Source organism: Metabacillus flavus (assembly GCF_018283675.1).
GTDB lineage: Bacteria > Bacillota > Bacilli > Bacillales > Bacillaceae > Metabacillus_B > Metabacillus_B flavus.
In genome coordinates this window covers 2170814-2185994 of sequence record NZ_JAGVRK010000001.1, presented here as the reverse complement: position 1 = coordinate 2185994, position 15181 = coordinate 2170814, and the positions used below count along the sequence as shown (strand labels likewise).

Annotated in this window: 22 protein-coding genes; 16 read left to right on the top strand and 6 right to left on the bottom strand. The window is 43.5% G+C overall.

The features are described from left to right. Positions 1–17 precede the first annotated feature (17 nt). The 5 genes from J9317_RS11260 to J9317_RS11240 all read left to right on the top strand — a co-directional run bounded on the left by J9317_RS11260 (position 18) and on the right by J9317_RS11240 (position 2297). Positions 18–284: a DUF2533 family protein gene (locus tag J9317_RS11260; protein WP_211558646.1), complete on the top strand. Its 267-nt coding sequence runs from the start codon at positions 18–20 to the stop codon at positions 282–284. A 58-nt stretch (positions 285–342) separates the two neighbouring features. Next, entirely contained in the window at positions 343–486 is a 144-nt protein-coding gene (locus tag J9317_RS11255; RefSeq protein ID WP_211558644.1) for a hypothetical protein, read from the top strand. A gap of 115 nt (positions 487–601) precedes the next feature. Further along, the gene (locus tag J9317_RS11250) at positions 602–1495 is read left to right on the top strand and encodes a 5'-3' exonuclease (protein WP_211558642.1); all 894 of its coding nucleotides are present in this window, start codon (positions 602–604) and stop codon (positions 1493–1495) included. Positions 1496–1623: 128 nt separating this feature from the next. Further along, positions 1624–1911, top strand: a complete 288-nt coding sequence (locus J9317_RS11245) for a hypothetical protein (RefSeq protein ID WP_211558640.1) — start codon at positions 1624–1626, stop codon at positions 1909–1911. A 116-nt stretch (positions 1912–2027) separates the two neighbouring features. Continuing rightward, positions 2028–2297 carry a DUF6123 family protein gene (locus J9317_RS11240; protein WP_035413563.1) on the top strand — a complete coding sequence of 90 codons (270 nt, stop codon included), beginning with the start codon at positions 2028–2030 and terminating at the stop codon, positions 2295–2297. A 65-nt stretch (positions 2298–2362) separates the two neighbouring features. Here J9317_RS11240 and J9317_RS11235 read toward each other — a convergent pair whose 3' ends face one another. Then, positions 2363–2752, bottom strand: a complete 390-nt coding sequence (locus J9317_RS11235) for a reverse transcriptase-like protein (RefSeq protein WP_211558638.1) — start codon at positions 2750–2752, stop codon at positions 2363–2365. Between the two features lie 155 nt (positions 2753–2907). On the opposite strand from J9317_RS11235, the gene J9317_RS11230 reads away from it, so the two are divergent. Together J9317_RS11230 and J9317_RS11225 are read left to right on the top strand one after the other, a co-directional pair. Next, the gene (locus J9317_RS11230) at positions 2908–3564 is read left to right on the top strand and encodes a reverse transcriptase-like protein (protein ID WP_211558636.1); all 657 of its coding nucleotides are present in this window, start codon (positions 2908–2910) and stop codon (positions 3562–3564) included. A gap of 15 nt (positions 3565–3579) precedes the next feature. After that, complete coding sequence (locus tag J9317_RS11225) at positions 3580–3756, top strand: zinc-finger domain-containing protein (RefSeq protein ID WP_211558634.1); 177 nt, start codon at positions 3580–3582, stop codon at positions 3754–3756. Between the two features lie 193 nt (positions 3757–3949). Here J9317_RS11225 and J9317_RS11220 read toward each other — a convergent pair whose 3' ends face one another. Further along, entirely contained in the window at positions 3950–4216 is a 267-nt protein-coding gene (locus tag J9317_RS11220; protein ID WP_211558632.1) for a DUF2564 family protein, read from the bottom strand. 190 nt (positions 4217–4406) lie between these two features. On the opposite strand from J9317_RS11220, the gene J9317_RS11215 reads away from it, so the two are divergent. Beyond that, positions 4407–4583 carry a hypothetical protein gene (locus J9317_RS11215; protein ID WP_211558630.1) on the top strand — a complete coding sequence of 59 codons (177 nt, stop codon included), beginning with the start codon at positions 4407–4409 and terminating at the stop codon, positions 4581–4583. Positions 4584–4644: 61 nt separating this feature from the next. On the opposite strand, the gene cspD is transcribed toward J9317_RS11215, so the two are convergent. Next, entirely contained in the window at positions 4645–4845 is a 201-nt protein-coding gene (gene cspD / locus J9317_RS11210; protein WP_211558628.1) for a cold-shock protein CspD, read from the bottom strand. A 308-nt stretch (positions 4846–5153) separates the two neighbouring features. On the opposite strand from cspD, the gene J9317_RS11205 reads away from it, so the two are divergent. From J9317_RS11205 to J9317_RS11195, 3 genes are all read left to right on the top strand, one after another. Then, positions 5154–5306 carry a hypothetical protein gene (locus J9317_RS11205; protein ID WP_211558626.1) on the top strand — a complete coding sequence of 51 codons (153 nt, stop codon included), beginning with the start codon at positions 5154–5156 and terminating at the stop codon, positions 5304–5306. A gap of 106 nt (positions 5307–5412) precedes the next feature. Beyond that, positions 5413–6084: a class I SAM-dependent methyltransferase gene (locus J9317_RS11200; RefSeq protein WP_249292457.1), complete on the top strand. Its 672-nt coding sequence runs from the start codon at positions 5413–5415 to the stop codon at positions 6082–6084. After that, entirely contained in the window at positions 6084–6779 is a 696-nt protein-coding gene (locus tag J9317_RS11195) for an AIM24 family protein (protein ID WP_211558622.1), read from the top strand. The genes J9317_RS11200 and J9317_RS11195 overlap by 1 nt, the downstream gene beginning before the upstream one ends. A 244-nt stretch (positions 6780–7023) precedes the next feature. On the opposite strand, the gene J9317_RS11190 is transcribed toward J9317_RS11195, so the two are convergent. The 3 genes from J9317_RS11190 to metA all read right to left on the bottom strand — a co-directional run bounded on the left by J9317_RS11190 (position 7024) and on the right by metA (position 10367). After that, the gene (locus tag J9317_RS11190) at positions 7024–8016 is read right to left on the bottom strand and encodes a metal-dependent hydrolase (RefSeq protein ID WP_211558620.1); all 993 of its coding nucleotides are present in this window, start codon (positions 8014–8016) and stop codon (positions 7024–7026) included. Between the two features lie 61 nt (positions 8017–8077). Then, positions 8078–9238, bottom strand: coding sequence for a diglucosyl diacylglycerol synthase (locus J9317_RS11185; RefSeq protein WP_211558618.1), 1161 nt, complete (start codon positions 9236–9238; stop codon positions 8078–8080). 205 nt (positions 9239–9443) lie between these two features. After that, the gene (gene metA / locus J9317_RS11180) at positions 9444–10367 is read right to left on the bottom strand and encodes a homoserine O-acetyltransferase MetA (protein WP_211558616.1); all 924 of its coding nucleotides are present in this window, start codon (positions 10365–10367) and stop codon (positions 9444–9446) included. A 179-nt stretch (positions 10368–10546) separates the two neighbouring features. On the opposite strand from metA, the gene J9317_RS11175 reads away from it, so the two are divergent. The 5 genes from J9317_RS11175 (at position 10547) to J9317_RS11155 (ending at position 15107) form a co-directional block, all read left to right on the top strand. Continuing rightward, positions 10547–12232: a formate--tetrahydrofolate ligase gene (locus tag J9317_RS11175; RefSeq protein WP_211558614.1), complete on the top strand. Its 1686-nt coding sequence runs from the start codon at positions 10547–10549 to the stop codon at positions 12230–12232. Further along, a complete protein-coding gene (locus J9317_RS11170) occupies positions 12232–12756 on the top strand; it encodes a hypothetical protein (RefSeq protein ID WP_211558613.1) in 525 nt (174 codons plus the stop codon). Before J9317_RS11175 ends, J9317_RS11170 begins: the two co-directional genes overlap by 1 nt. Continuing rightward, complete coding sequence (locus J9317_RS11165; RefSeq protein WP_211558611.1) at positions 12753–13256, top strand: glutathione peroxidase; 504 nt, start codon at positions 12753–12755, stop codon at positions 13254–13256. The genes J9317_RS11170 and J9317_RS11165 overlap by 4 nt, the downstream gene beginning before the upstream one ends. A 48-nt stretch (positions 13257–13304) precedes the next feature. After that, on the top strand, positions 13305–13904 hold the full coding sequence (locus J9317_RS11160) for an HD domain-containing protein (protein WP_347880525.1): 600 nt from the start codon (positions 13305–13307) through the stop codon (positions 13902–13904). Positions 13905–13979: 75 nt separating this feature from the next. Beyond that, positions 13980–15107, top strand: a complete 1128-nt coding sequence (locus J9317_RS11155) for a conserved virulence factor C family protein (RefSeq protein WP_211562300.1) — start codon at positions 13980–13982, stop codon at positions 15105–15107. Positions 15108–15181 lie beyond the last annotated feature (74 nt).

The following is a 15181-nucleotide window of genomic DNA, read 5'->3' as shown; positions in this document are numbered from 1 at the left end:
AAGAGGAGAATCAGACGATGGAAGAAGTTCATAGAGCAATAAGCAGGCACTCACACGGACAGCATGAGGAAGTGCGGACATTTATCCTATTAGATGCAGCAAGAGAACAAAAAATAGAAGAAGTAATCACCAAATGCGAAAACAAAGAACCTTTTTCTGTATCTGAGATTAATGAAGTAACCAGCAAAATGAACACAATGGCAAAGAAAGTGAACCTTCCACTCCGCCAATCTGTAACATCGGAGATGGTAAGGGAGTTTGTGGAAAGGAAGAATAAAGGGTAAGTTTCATCTCCGTTTTGCACATGATAAAGCTTGATCCCCCATGAAAGGCGGTTTAGCAATGGGCAAAACGAAACCAGCTAATTCGAACGCAATGGCTAATAACAACGCAAAAAAGAAAAACGGTTTTGAACACGAATTTGCTTCGTATGCAGAAGCAGAGGCTGCAAAACTTGATAGCTCCAAAAAAGAGACTGAATCCTGACGGGTTCAGTCTTTTCATTTCCATGATCCGATCCTGAATGATTCCTTCACTTACCGTTTCGCACCATAGCTTGGATATGGTAGGATAATGTTATGTAAATAAAGGAGAGAATACGATGGAACGAAAAACAGACCTATTACTTGTAGATGGAATGGCTTTATTATTCCGTGCATTTTTTGCCACATCTGTACATGGCAATTTCATGATAAACAGCAAAGGTACACCTACAAATGCCGTCAGCGGCTTTTTAAAGCATCTCCTGATGAGCATCGATGCGTTCAAACCTGAGCAAGTCATATGCTGCTGGGATATGGGCAGCAAAACCTTCAGAACAGAATCCTTCCAAAACTATAAAGCAAACCGCAGCGAAGCGCCCATTGAACTGCTTCCGCAATTTGAAATGGCGAAAGAAGCCGCTGCATCACTTGGAATTCCGAACATTGGGGTCCCCGGTTACGAGGCGGATGACTGCATCGGAACAATTGCGTGCCAATTTAAATCATCCATGAATATCACAATTCTTACTGGAGACCGCGATCTCCTGCAGCTTCTTGATGATAACGTGGAGGTGGTCCTGCTTCAAAAAGGCATGGGACAATATTTAATTTACAGCTCCGAGCTGTTTCAGGAAGAAAAGGGCATTCACCCGTCCAAACTAATCGATGTTAAAGGACTGATGGGAGATTCAAGTGACAATTACCCAGGTGTGAGAGGAATCGGTGAAAAGACGGCTTACAAGCTCATCCAGGAGCACACTTCAATTGAAGGAATTCTCGAAAGCCTTCACTTGCTGACACCATCGCAAAGGAAAAAGATTGAAGAAGATTTAGAGATGCTCCATCTATCCAGGAGTCTCGCTGAAATTCATTGCGAAGTACCGCTGGAGCTCGCAATCGAAGAAGCAGTTCTGAACATCGATCTCGCCATTGCCCAGCAATGGCTCCTGCACGCTGAGATTAGAGGCGTAGACAGTCTCATCAAACGAGCCGCAGAATTGAAAGCTGTGTAATACAAAGTTATTAAAAGCCTGCCTTGGGAGACTAAGGCAGGCTTTAATTTGTTATACGAGAGCTGAAAATCCCATTTAGAATAAGAATTTATGGCAATCCAGGGGGAAAGTCAGATTGCCTGGGAAGAATGCCAGGCATTGCATGGAGAAAGTCTGATTGCCAGGCAAAAATGCCAAGGATTGCAGGGAGAAAGGCTTTTTGCCAGGCAAGAATGCCAGGCATTGCAGGGGAAGAGGCTGTTTGCCAGGCAAGAATGCCAGGCATTGCAGGGGAAGAGGCTGATTGCCAGGCAAGAATGCCAGGCATTGCAGGGGAAGAGGCTGTTTGCCAGGCAAGAATGTCAGGCATTGCAGGGAGAAGGCTGTTTGCCAGGCATCACAAAGAAATTATAAAATCGCCGCAATTCAGGGTATAAAAAAAGAAACCTGGACCCCAAACAAATGTTCACAATTTTTATCTGGAATTTTGGAGAAAATTGGCGTAAAATTTGAGAAGGTTACTATTTGCTTTGTAAGGGCGGGATGTCAGGGTATGACTTGCGATCTAGCAGAGTATCTCGATCGTTTATATGCGAAAGGCTTTAAATTTGGGGATGAGACCATCCGGTTTATCTATTTTGGAAAAAGCTATACCGGTGCGGTTGATAGCCAGGTTATTTCCGCTATAGAGCTGACGCTTAAAATTCAGAAGTCGTTTGAAGGATCTTTTTTTATGTCGCTTCTTGAGATCTTTGTAGAGGGAGAAGTAATGACGAAAGCGATGGCATTGGAAAAGGTGCGTTCGCTGCGGCTGCTCGTATAAAGCAGAAAAGCCTGCTTTTTATAAAACAGGATAAAGAGGATATGTATTCAGTCAGCTAACGCTGGCTATTTTTCATTTTTTCGGATGCCTTCCTTTGCTATTTGGTCTGCAGGATTGACTTTAGAAGGGATCCATTTGATAAAAAATAAATCGAGCTGATCAATCAGGCTCTCTGCTTCTGCTAATAATGGGGCAAACAGCTTGTTTTTAGCATATCGATTCTCGGCGGCTCGTTCGACCAGCTGGGAGTCGGTCCGGAATGAGACGGTTTTGTACTGCTTTTCCACGCATAGCTTCAATCCAAGGATCAAGGCGTGGAATTCTGCTTCATGATTGGACATCGTACCGAGCGGGTAGGAGAAGGTCTCAGCAGCGCCATTTCCTTTGATAACAATTCCAGCACCGGAAGGGCCTGGATCGCCGGCACTGGCTCCATCAATATACACTTCAATCATGGGGGTCATCCTTTCTTTAAAGGAATACTTCAGCATACATTTCTTATGCAAAGCATGTTAAAATGTAAAAATGCGGCATGCAAAACACTTTAATAGTGTAGCATAAGAATATAATATAAGTCATAAGATTTTAGGCTGCATGCAGGAGGCGCAGGATGAGAGTCAGGATTAATTGGACGTATCAATCCCCTAAAAAACAAACCGCATTGTTTCAATCAGATGAATTGGAGGCCAATTTAGCGCTTTTGCTTTCTGACGATTTGGAACGGACGGGAAGAACAAAAACCATTGAGTTTGAGGATACCCGGGGAGTAACCTGGACAAAGAAGGAAATGCTTAAATTAATGGAAGAGCTTGAAGAGGAACCTTCTTCTGTCATCGTTTATTTTGATGGAAGTTTTGATAAAGAAACAGGAAAAAGCGGTGCTGGAGCTGCGATTTATTATAAAATCGGCAAAGAAAACTACAGGGTTCGAATTAACCGGAATCTTGATGAACTGTCCTCGAACAATGAGGCAGAATTTGCGGCAATGCTTCTCGGAGCCAATTATCTTGAGGAGCTTGGGGTTACCGGACAGAATGTGCGATTCAAGGGCGATTCACTGGTGGTCGTAAATCAGCTTTCAGGAGAATGGCCGTGCTATGAGGAACAGCATCAAGTATGGATTAATCGAATTGAGGAAGTATTGTCTAAGCTGAAGGTGACGGGTGACTATGAATCCGTTCCAAGAAAAGAGAACAAGGAAGCTGACCAGCTGTCCAAACAGGCGATTCAAGGTATGGATGTAACCAGCCAGATTAAATTGGATTAATTGGAGTGGGCTAGAATGAATAGAAAACAAAAATTGGATGAAATAGGGGAGCTTTTGGATACGTATTGCGTGGATTGCCTGCTGAAGCAGCATTTTCGCAAGGAATATGGTAAAACTTATGCCCATTCGTTTTGCATCAGTCAATGTACTGTTGGTTTAAAGCTGAAGGAGCTTGGTGAAAAGCTTTCATGATGAAAAAAGGTCTGACACATAATACTGTCAGACCTTTTTTCTATATATTTCGTTTTTTTTTGATCCAAAGCCTGTTTTAGCTGTTTGGAATGAAAGCTGTGAGACACCAGCGGAAGCGGCGGTACAATAAGGAGTCTCGGCGTCTGCACCGTGGAAAGCGAGCATTCAGAAGCGGATATCAGTCATCCAATAGCTATTTCCTAGCTTCGTTTAACTGATGCTGGCACTGATCCAGCAGCTTTTTTTGATTTTCAAGGAAACCCTGGTCCACTCCAGTGAGTTTGACCTGTTCAAGATGGGATTTCGCATCCTCAATTGATTTCTGTGCCTGGCTCAATGCTTCAGGATCCATGCTCATAGTGCTTGAGCCAGTCATTTTTTGTGAAGCCTCAACGGCAAGCTCAAGCTGGGCAAGGTCATTTAATCCGCTAACCGGTTCTTCTTTGCTGAAATTATCCATTTAATAAGCACCTCCAACCCATAGGATGGGGCATAGAATAAAAAAATATTCAAAATCTGGACATAATGAGTGCAAAAGTAAAAGAATCCTGTTATATTCGTTATAACGGATAAAAATAGTTCATAAGAACGAGTTTTTGTAAAAAGAAGGAACGTACCTGAACCGAACTAGAAGGGAGCTTAGAGGGAGAGTGAAAAATAAACACCTTGAAGAGCATATCAGGCAGGCATTCGCCGAAATATATCAGGATCTGGACAAGCTGGTTTATATTGCTAACAACCACAATGTTTTCAATCATTTAGAAATAACACGTGTTGAGAGGAAAATTAAACAAAATGTGAAAGCAATCGAATATTTGATGAAATAAAAAGAGACCGGATTAAGTCCGGTCTCTTAAAATCTATTGGTGGTTCATGAACCGTATTGGATTACAGTTTTGTAACGTTTGCAGCTTGAGGTCCACGATTTCCTTCAACGATTTCGAAAGAAACTTCCTGACCTTCCTCTAATGATTTGAAACCTTCGCCTTGAATAGCAGTGAAGTGAACGAATACATCTTCTCCGCCTTCAACTTCAATGAATCCGAAACCTTTTTCGTTGTTAAACCATTTTACTTTGCCATTTTGCATATTACATAATCCTCCTAATTTCTGTAGCGCTATGAGAGCGCTATAAAAAGTATTCACCATTATGCCAAACGCATGAAGCATCCATTTATAAGCTTAATTTTCACACATAGCCTAATGATGTTTTTAATATACAAAAAAAATGGAATGCCGTCAAGAAGGGGAAAGACATTTATACAAAACTTTCTGAAAGTTCTTGTATTTACTTCAAGAACCCTTCTTTATTTTGTAAATACATGATCCTGCCTTTGGAATGAATTGCTGCCGTTCGTTTATACTAATAACAAAGCTGCGGAAAGGAAGAGATCTAATTGGACAAAGATAATAATAGGAAATCCTATATAGCGAACAATGATATTGAGGATGCTTTAAAAAATGATTCTAAAGTCCGTACTCATGGAATGTATAATGTCGAAGCAGCACCCTTGGTTATTAACGAGGAACCGGAAAAAAAGCAGCAGTGAATGCTGCTTTTTCTTATGGTCCAAAGGGAAAAGGATAAGGGCTGGAGAAATGATAGGAGAGAGGAGGGATTTCCATTTGGCAAAAGCAAGGGATTTTAACTGGAGCATGGAAGCAGAAAATCTTTGGAACTCCAATTCCGGTAATTGGCATTCAAGAAGCAGGGATATGTGGGAGAACGGAAGCAGGAAGGAGATTATTCCTTTCTTTGCAAAACACGTTGGCCAGGCAGGTCTGATTCTCGATATTGGCTGCGGAGATGGATATGGTTCGCTGAAGCTTGCACAGCTTGGCTATAAAGTGAAGGGAATTGACTTTTCGGAAGAAATGATCGCCATTGCAAAAAGGGAGGCTATACTTAACGGTCTCGAGTTTGAGCGTGGAGACGTGATGAAATTGCCGTTTGAAAATGACCAAGCGGACGCGCTGCTCGTTATTAACTGTTTAGAGTGGGTGCAGGAACCTAAACAAGCATTGCTGGAGCTGGTCCGGGTTCTTAAACCTGGCGGGGCTGCCTGTATTGCTGTTTTGGGACCGACAGCAGGACCCCGAAGCAACAGCTATCCAAGGCTGAATGGGGAGCCTGCTATTTGCAATACAATGATGCCATGGGAATTTGCAAGGCTTGCCGAAGAAAATAAATGGAAACTTCTTGATCAGCAATCCGTATATAAAGATGGGGTTAAACGGGAGATGGCCGGATCGCTAAGCTTAGAATTAAAGCAAGCCCTTTCTTTTTTGACTCTTTTCATGTTTAAAAATGAAAAGGAGATGAAGTAATGGAAGACCGTTATTCTATCAATGAATTTATTTCCGCCACGAAGCAATCGGAGAGAAAGCAGGGTTTCTTTGAGTTGGAGACGCCGAGGATGCTGGAAGTGAATCTTGACGGGCTTGTATGGTCAAAAGCGGGGGCGATGATCGCTTATAAGGGACAGATCAAATTTGAAAGAGAAGGCATTCTGGAGCACGGCATGGGGAAATTTTTAAAAAAAGCTTTTACTGGCGAAGGTTCTTCCCTGATGAAAGCAAATGGATCCGGTCAGCTGTATTTAGCCGATCAAGGGAAAAAGATTACCATTCTTTCATTAAATAATGAATCGATTACCGTTAATGGCAATGATCTTCTGGCATTTGATCCTGCAATCGAATGGGATATTAAGCTAATGCGAAAGGTCGCAGGTATGCTTTCAGGCGGGCTTTTTAATATTCATTTAAGCGGGAAGGGGCTCGTTGCTATCACATCTCATTATGAACCTCTTACTCTCTTTGCAGAACGGGGAAAACCGGTCTATACCGATCCGAATGCAACTGTTGCGTGGTCCGGCGGGCTTCAGCCTGAATTCGTAACGGATGTCTCGTTAAAAACCTTTCTTGGCAGAGGAAGCGGGGAATCTATTCAAATGAAGTTTGATGGAGATGGTTTTATTGTGGTACAGCCTTTTGAAGAGATTTATATGAGTCAGCAAAGCTGAAGAAAAGAAAAGGGACTGTCCAGATAGCAGCTATAAAAGTTGCTTCCTCTGTTTAAATTAGTTTGGTTTGGGCTGATTTCCGCTGCTCCCGCAGGAGTCGCGCATCTTCCGCTCCAATCAGCCTAACCATAATTGTTCAAAATTCCTATATAAAAACACAACCCCCGGAATGCTCTATGACCAGCGTCCCGGGGGTTTCAATTTCAATACATTTTCTCACAGCAGTACTTTTTAGACAGCCCCTTCAATGCGAAACAGATTCATTTAAGGATCCCGGCTTTTCAAGTGTCTGGACATGGTGCAGCCATCCGGCTGCAGATTCTGAAATGTTTCCTTCATGATCCAATTTAACGATGGCCATGAAGGGATAATGATTTTTCGTTCTGTATCGGACGTCGAACCATCTGACTTCATATCCATCTGATCTTCTCCAGAACAGAGGGTGAGCCATTTCTGCGTTCACGAGAAAGTGCTGTACATTCTGATCCTGTATAGATGCTTGTATAACAGGGGAGGAGAGGTCATCTTTTTCAAAGTGATGGATCCACTCAATCTTTCCGTTCCGATATTCTCCTGTTATGAAAGAGGATTCAGATTCGGCGCAAACATTCCATATTCCCCAACTGATGGTGGGAATGGCTTTTACCTTTGTATATTCAGGAGCAATCCCGGATGCAGCTTTTTCTTTTACCGATTTTGATGCAAAGGCTCGCTGCACCATATATCCAATCATAATAAAATAGATAATAGCAAATACGGTTCCTGCAGGGAATCCTGATCCCCATAATACAAATCCGATTACGTGAAGGGCCATAATAAATGGATCAAAAATGTAGATGGCATCAAAGGTGATCCATTTTCTCAAAAAAGGCCTGCCAGCCTGAGTTCCATAGGAATTAAACAAATCCACAAATACATGAATGAGAACGGCAGCAAGTGTCCAGCCGAAAAGATGGGCAGCCGATATCCCTGCAAAAAACGGCCAAATGCAGGCTGTCAGAAGTATTCCCCATAAAAATAAGGCTGGAACAGAATGGGAAGCTGCGCGATGATGCCGCAAATACATGCCTTGTCCTTTGGCCAGCTTAACTGCGTAATCAAAATCAGGGGCATTTGAACCCAATAGTGTACCGGCTAAAACGGCTTGTGCAAGGGCGGGATCGGCGGCTACCGCCGGATCTAGAGATGCGAGGCCGGCAAGTCCGAAGCCCATTGCAATATGTGTGCTCGTATCCATGGTTTCCCTCCGAGATGCAAGTTTTCCCCCGCATCCAGAAGCCAATTAGGAAGGGGAGTAATTAATAATTTACAGAACCCTTCATCTTTTTCTCATTCTCTTTAGTAATCACAACAGCTTCTTTCAAAATGTCATGCAGAATCGTATCAGCAGAACTTGAATTGTGAAGTTTCTTAATGTTGCTGCTCATACTGGAAAGAAGGTGTTCATTATTCATAAGATAATCGACGCTCTCCTGTATTTCTTCGTACTTGTTCACTACTACTGCAGCACCGCTGTTTTCAAAGAAAATCGAATTCTCCTTCTCCTGTCCAGGCACCGGCTTATAAAGGATGACAGGAAGCCCGATAGCAGCTGCTTCGCTTAAAGTGATACCTCCGGGTTTCGTGATCATGCAGGAAGAAATGCGGAACAGCTCATCCACCCGCTCAACATAGCCAAGCGCCTTAATTTGCTTCGGATAGGCATTGGCCAGAGGAGTTAGGCTGTCTTTTAGCACTTGGTTTTTCCCGCAAACGACGATCGTCTGCAAATGATCATATTGGAGAAAGGACTGGCACAGTTCCCTGACGTTTTTCAGAACACCATGGGCCCCAGCCATGATCAGCAAAGTCTTTTTATTGGGATCGAGTCCGTATTTTTCAATCAGCTGGCCTTGATCCATTTCTTCTTCAAATTGAGAGCGGATCGGGATTCCTGTAACATTAACAGCAGAAGGACGAATCCCCAGCCGGACGATTTTTTCTTTTACATGGTGGTTTGCCACATAATATTTATCAATATTTTCGTGCACCCAGATTTTATGAAGGCAGAAATCGGTTATGACATTAAACGTCGGAATGACGGTTCCTGTTCTTCTCCGGTATTCAGGAACCACAATCATCGGAAAGGTGTTGATAATGATATCGGGATCTTCCTTCAAAATGATTTCATGAAGTCTTTTATGCCCCATTTTATAATAGAGATTCATCATTCGTTTATTGTACATTTTGTCTACACCGTAGTAGAACAAACGATAAAACTGCTTTCCGATTGAGAAGCTTTTTAAATACAGATACTGGGTTATTTCAGAAAAAACAGGATGTGATTCATTATAAAGATCACAAACAATCACATCTTCAATCCCCATATTTCTGCAATGATTCACCAATGTGTTTGCTACCTGAACATGCCCATTTCCATACTTGGCCGTCAGAATCAAAACCTTTTGTTTGGATTTCAACGTTTTCACCTCAATCAAAATAAAAACACTCGCATTCTTTATTTAGCTTTATTCCTATTCAATTTACTATATAGAGTAACATATTCATATCTTGCTTTTATAAAAATAATGTTAATTCTTTGTTATATTCGCTGATTTTAATCTATTCTCGTATTCATTTTAACAAATACAGGAATTTCGTGGAACATCTTTTTATTATTTCCCTTTAATTCCCATCTTCGTTTTGCCAGATAAATGGAGTCTCCTGGTAGACGTAATAATTGAGCCAGTTGGAGAAAAGAAGGCTCGCATGGGACTTCCATCTGAATAAAGGGCCGTTCTTTGGCTTGCCGCCTCTGTAATAATGGAGGGGCTGGCTGATCGGCATTCCCCGTTCGAGATCTCTTTTATATTCCTCATCCAGGGTATAGGCGTCATATTCAGGATGTCCCGTTAAAAACACCCGCTTTCCGTCCTTGGACATCAGCAGGCATACGCCGGCTTCCTCGGATTCAGAAAGAATAAGGAGGTCCTTATGGGCGGCAGCTTGGTCTTTTGATATATCTGTATGCCTGGAATGGGGAACATAGAATTCCTCATCAAACCCGCGTACGAGTTTTTCTGATGGGGCACTTACCGTATGGGGGAAAATTCCGAAGCATTTGCTTTCCAGCGGTATTTTTTCTACACCATAGTGATAGTAAAGGCCAGCTTGTGCCCCCCAGCATATATGAAGAGTCGAAGTTACATGCTCGGAACTCCATTTAAAAATCTGCTGCAGTTCCTCCCAATAGGATACGTCCTCAAATGGAAGCTGCTCGACAGGAGCCCCTGTCACAATCAATCCGTCAAAACTACGATGTTTAACATGATCAAACGTTGTATAGAACTCTTCTAAGTGCTGCGGCTGAACATTTTTGGACTTATGGGTTTTCATATGCAAAAACGTGATGTTCACCTGCAGCGGAGTGTTTCCAAGCAATCGCAGCAGCTGCGTTTCGGTCTTTTCCTTCTGCGGCATTAGATTCAAAATCAAAATATCAAGCGGACGGATGTCCTGAGCCGCAGCCCGGTGTTCATCCATAATGAAAATATTTTCTGCTTCAAGTATCGCTTTAGCCGGAAGATTTGAGGGGATATTAATTGGCAAGAAGAACACTCCAATCATAAAGGATTCAAGCCGGGGTAAGAACCGAAACCGGCATTTTTCTCTCATTATAAAACACTTCAGCCATCTTGGGCTTATGGAATATGATACAATGTCCAATGTTTAGCTGGTAAAGGCTAAGATTTTTGATTATTCATGAATTTTGGAATGGAGATGGTTTGATGGCTGCTGAAAAGAATGGTAAATCTGATATTGAAATCGCTTCGAACTCCAGCATGAAGTCGATTGCTGATGTAGCTTCATCAATCGGCATTCAAGGAGAAGAGCTTGAATTATACGGTACATATAAGGCAAAGCTGTCCGATGCATTATTAAAAAGGCTCGGTACAGCGCAGGATGGAAAATTGATCCTTGTTACATCCATTAATCCTACACCTGCCGGAGAAGGCAAGTCAACAGTGACAGTAGGCTTAGGGCAGGCGCTGAACCGGATCGGCAAAAAGGCGGTAATTGCTATGCGGGAGCCGTCACTCGGACCGGTTATGGGACTTAAAGGAGGAGCAGCGGGGGGCGGTTACTCCCAGGTGCTGCCTATGGATGACATAAATCTTCATTTTACTGGCGACCTGCATGCCATCACCTCTGCCAATAATGCTTTGTCTGCTTTTATCGACAACCATATCCATCAGGGAAATGAGCTGGAGCTTGATCCTGGAAAGATCGTGTGGAAAAGGGCACTGGATATCAATGACCGGGCTCTGCGCAATGTGGTTACGGGACTTGGTGGTGCATCAAACGGTTTGGCCAGGGAAGATCAGTTTGATATTACAGCTGCATCTGAAATCATGGCTGTTTTGTGCATGGCAGAAAATCTTCAGGATCTGAAACAGCGTCTTTCGAACATTGTGGCTGGATATACAAAAAATAAACAGCCGGTTACGGTCGGGGATCTCGGTTTTGAAGGAGCTTTAACGCTATTGCTGAAGGATGCGGTCAAACCGAATTTAGTTCAGACGATTGAACATACTCCGGCATTAATACACGGCGGCCCTTTTGCCAATATTGCTCATGGATGCAATAGTCTGATTGCCACAAAAGCAGCACTTAAATTGGGAGATTATGCAGTAACAGAAGCAGGATTCGGTGCAGATCTCGGTGCAGAAAAATTTCTGAATATTAAAGCGCGGGCTGGAGGATTGAAACCTGCAGCCGTTGTGATCGTTGCAACCATACGGGCGCTGAAAATGCACGGAGGCATTGCGAAAAATGACCTGCGTGCTTCCAATCCTGAAGCTTTGATAAAGGGCTGTGAAAATCTGCAAAAGCATATTGAAACAATCCGCGCATTCGGGTTGCCGTATGCAGTAGCCGTTAACCGGTTCACGGCAGATTCGGACAAGGAAATTCATGCCTTGCAATCGTGGTGCGGCGATCATGGCCACCCATGTGCTTTAACCGAGGTATGGGAAAAAGGAGGAGAAGGAGGAGTGGAGCTTGCAGAAATCGTCACTAGACTTGCTGATCGAGACTCCGATTTTTCTCCGCTTTATCAATTGGAAGTTCCGTTTAAGGAAAAAGCAAGAGTTATTGCGGAAAAGGTATATGGGGCAGATGAGGTCCTTCTTACCTCTAAAGCGGAAAAACAGCTGGCAGATATTGAAGCGAACGGCTGGGGGGATTTGCCTCTTTGTATGGCGAAAACACAGTATTCTCTCTCAGATGATCCAAAAAAACTGGGAAGACCCGATCGTTTTTCAATTACGATAAGGGAAATTAAGCCGTCAGCAGGTGCAGGCTTTCTCGTCGCACTCACGGGAGAAATTATGACGATGCCTGGTCTGCCGAAAAAACCGGCTGCCCTAAACATGGATGTAGATGCAGATGGCCGCGCCAAAGGATTATTTTGATGTTTGATCCAACGGTTTTCGATAATTTAAAGGTTGTGCTTGAGGGAGCTGTCTATGACTTGGATCTTGAAGGATCTATTGAAGTTAAATCCAGGAATGATCTTGTCAACCTGGCTGATATGTCAAGATCCTGGAGCATCGATTTTCAGGAAACCCGCCTGCAGGAGGGAGCGGCTGCAGAAATAGAACTCTCAATCGTGGCGGATCAGCTACAAGCAGAATGGAAAAAAACTACAGCGTATGCAGGATGCCGCCTTCGGATTCATTTTACCCGGCTTGCGGCTCCTGTTGAGAACTGCATGGCAGTGCTGACGGTCATCAGGGAAATATGGGGAGAAGATGCCTCTGTAAAAGCGGAAGTTTCATTTAATCCGTTTGCCCTCCATGAAGCGCACAGGCAAACATTCTCGCTTTCTTTCAGCACGCTGATTACAGAGGAGCATGCAGGAGATCTTGAAAGACTTGTAGAATCTGTATTGCAGACATTGCAAAGAATTAATGATGAAAAAGGAGCCGGTATATGAGCATATATGACTTTAAGGCTGAAACGATCAAAGGGATTGAACAATCACTTTCCGAATATGAAGGCAAAGTGCTTCTGATAGTAAACACTGCAAGTAAATGCGGGTTTACTCCGCAATTAAAAGGTCTTCAGGAGCTTTATGAAAAGTATTCATCAGAGGGACTTGAGATTCTCGGTTTCCCATGCAACCAATTCATGAATCAGGAGCCTGGAAGTGAAGAGGAAATTGAAGCGTTTTGTGAACGAAACTATGGAGTTGGTTTCCCGATGTTTGCAAAAGTCCATGTCAACGGGAAGGATGCCCATCCTCTATTCAGCTATTTAACAGAAGAGCTGCCTGGTATGCTCGGTTCAGAGGGCGTAAAGTGGAATTTTACTAAATTTTTGGTTGACCGGAACGGAATGCCTGTAAACCGGTTCTCTCCGAACACGAACCCGAAGGATCTAGAGGAGCCGGTTAAGCAGCTGCTTTCTGAGCAGACGGCATCCATACAATGTTAAGGCGGCTGATCCCTGGAGATCAGCTTCTTCTATTGAGGACGTGAATGTGTGAATAAAATAATGATAAAAACCGATGCTGAGCGGCTTGTTAAGGAACGTCTTGGAAATGAAGGGTCCGGTCACGACTGGCTTCACATTGACCGGGTCAGGAAGCTTTCCATCCAGCTGGCGGAAGGAACAGAGGCAGATGAATTTATTGTGGAACTCGCTGCCTTGCTTCATGATCTTCCAGACCGTAAATTAGCCGATGACAGAAGGATGAGCAGATTGGAAGTCGAAACCATGCTGACCTCATTATCGGTCGGAGATGATGAACGCACCCAAATCATGCATATTATCGATACCATTTCATTTAAGGGAACAGGAAGGACGATTCCTGAGACAATCGAGGGCAAAATTGTCCAGGATGCCGATCGGCTTGACGCGATAGGAGCGATTGGAATAGCACGTACTTTTATCTATGCAGGAAGCAAAGGCACACCGGTTTATGAGCCGGACGGAAGTGATTCTGCCATTCAGCACTTTTACGATAAGCTGCTTAAGCTTAAAGGACTGATGAATACAGATGCCGGCAGAAAAAAGGCAGAAGAGAGACACCGGTTCATGGAAGTGTATCTCGAAACTTTTTTTAAGGAATGGGATAGGTAGACCGTGATAGTGAACACTGCCTGATCCGCTATGTTAGAATAAAGAAAAATGTGCGAAGCAGGAGGGTTAGCTGTGCTGAATATTAAAACCATTGAACCTACACCAAGTCCCAATACAATGAAAATTATCTTGACGGAGGAACTTCCAAAAGGGACAAGCAATAATTATAAAATTGATCAAGCCGGGCATGCCCCGCAGGTTATCCAGGATATCCTCCAAATAGAAGGGGTTAAGGGAGTTTACCATGTAGCCGACTTTTTAGCGGTTGAGCGAAACTCCAAGTATGATTGGAAAGATATTTTAACAAGCGTCCGGGAGTGCTTCGGAGAAACCCCTTCAGAGAGAGCCGGCGGCGGACCTGCGGATGAAGCATTCGGAGAAATAAAAGCGTCTGTGCAAATGTTTAACGGCATCCCGATGCAGGTGAAGCTGACAGATGGTTTGGAAGAAAAGCGGTTTGCACTTCCTCAAAGATTCCAGGATTCTATTTTCAGTGTTCAGCAGCATGCATCGAACGTAGTGCTTGACCGTGAATGGAAGGATCATGGTGTCCGTTACGGGGAAATGGAGGACATTGGAAAGGATATCGTAGATGAGCTGTCTGCATCCTATCACAATGATCGGCTGAAGAGGATGGCCCAGCAGCTGATCAATAAGGACGAAGGCGTTCAGCAAATCAGCCGGTCCTCCTATAAAGTGACAGCAGAAATGATGGATGAGCCGGAATGGACAGCCAGGTATGCCCACCTGGATCAAATGAACCCTTCATTAGAAGATTTGGATGTACTGGATAAAGCACTAAATGATGAAAAAGCGTCGATCAGAAGGCTTGCAGTCGTATATCTTGGAATGATTGAAGATCCTGCTGTGCTGCCGCTTCTCTATAAAGCGCTTGAAGACAAATCCGTCACAGTCAGAAGGACGGCAGGGGACTGTATATCGGATATTGGAGACCCTAAAGCAATTCCAGCCATGATTGCATCACTGGGGGATAAAAATAAGCTCGTCCGGTGGCGTGCAGCCATGTTTTTATATGAAGTCGGAGATGAGCAGGCGCTCCAGGCCTTACAGGAAGCTCAGGATGATCCTGAATTCGAGGTCAGTATGCAAATCAGGCTCGCCATAGGAAGAATTGAAGGCGGAGAAGAAGCAATGGGTTCAGTGTGGAAACAGATGACTGAGAGCCGTAAATCAAGCAAATAATTCTTACTAAAAAAAGCGCACCTTGCAAGAATTGGAGGTGTGCTTTTTTTATCCGGGTAAACTAACATTTAATT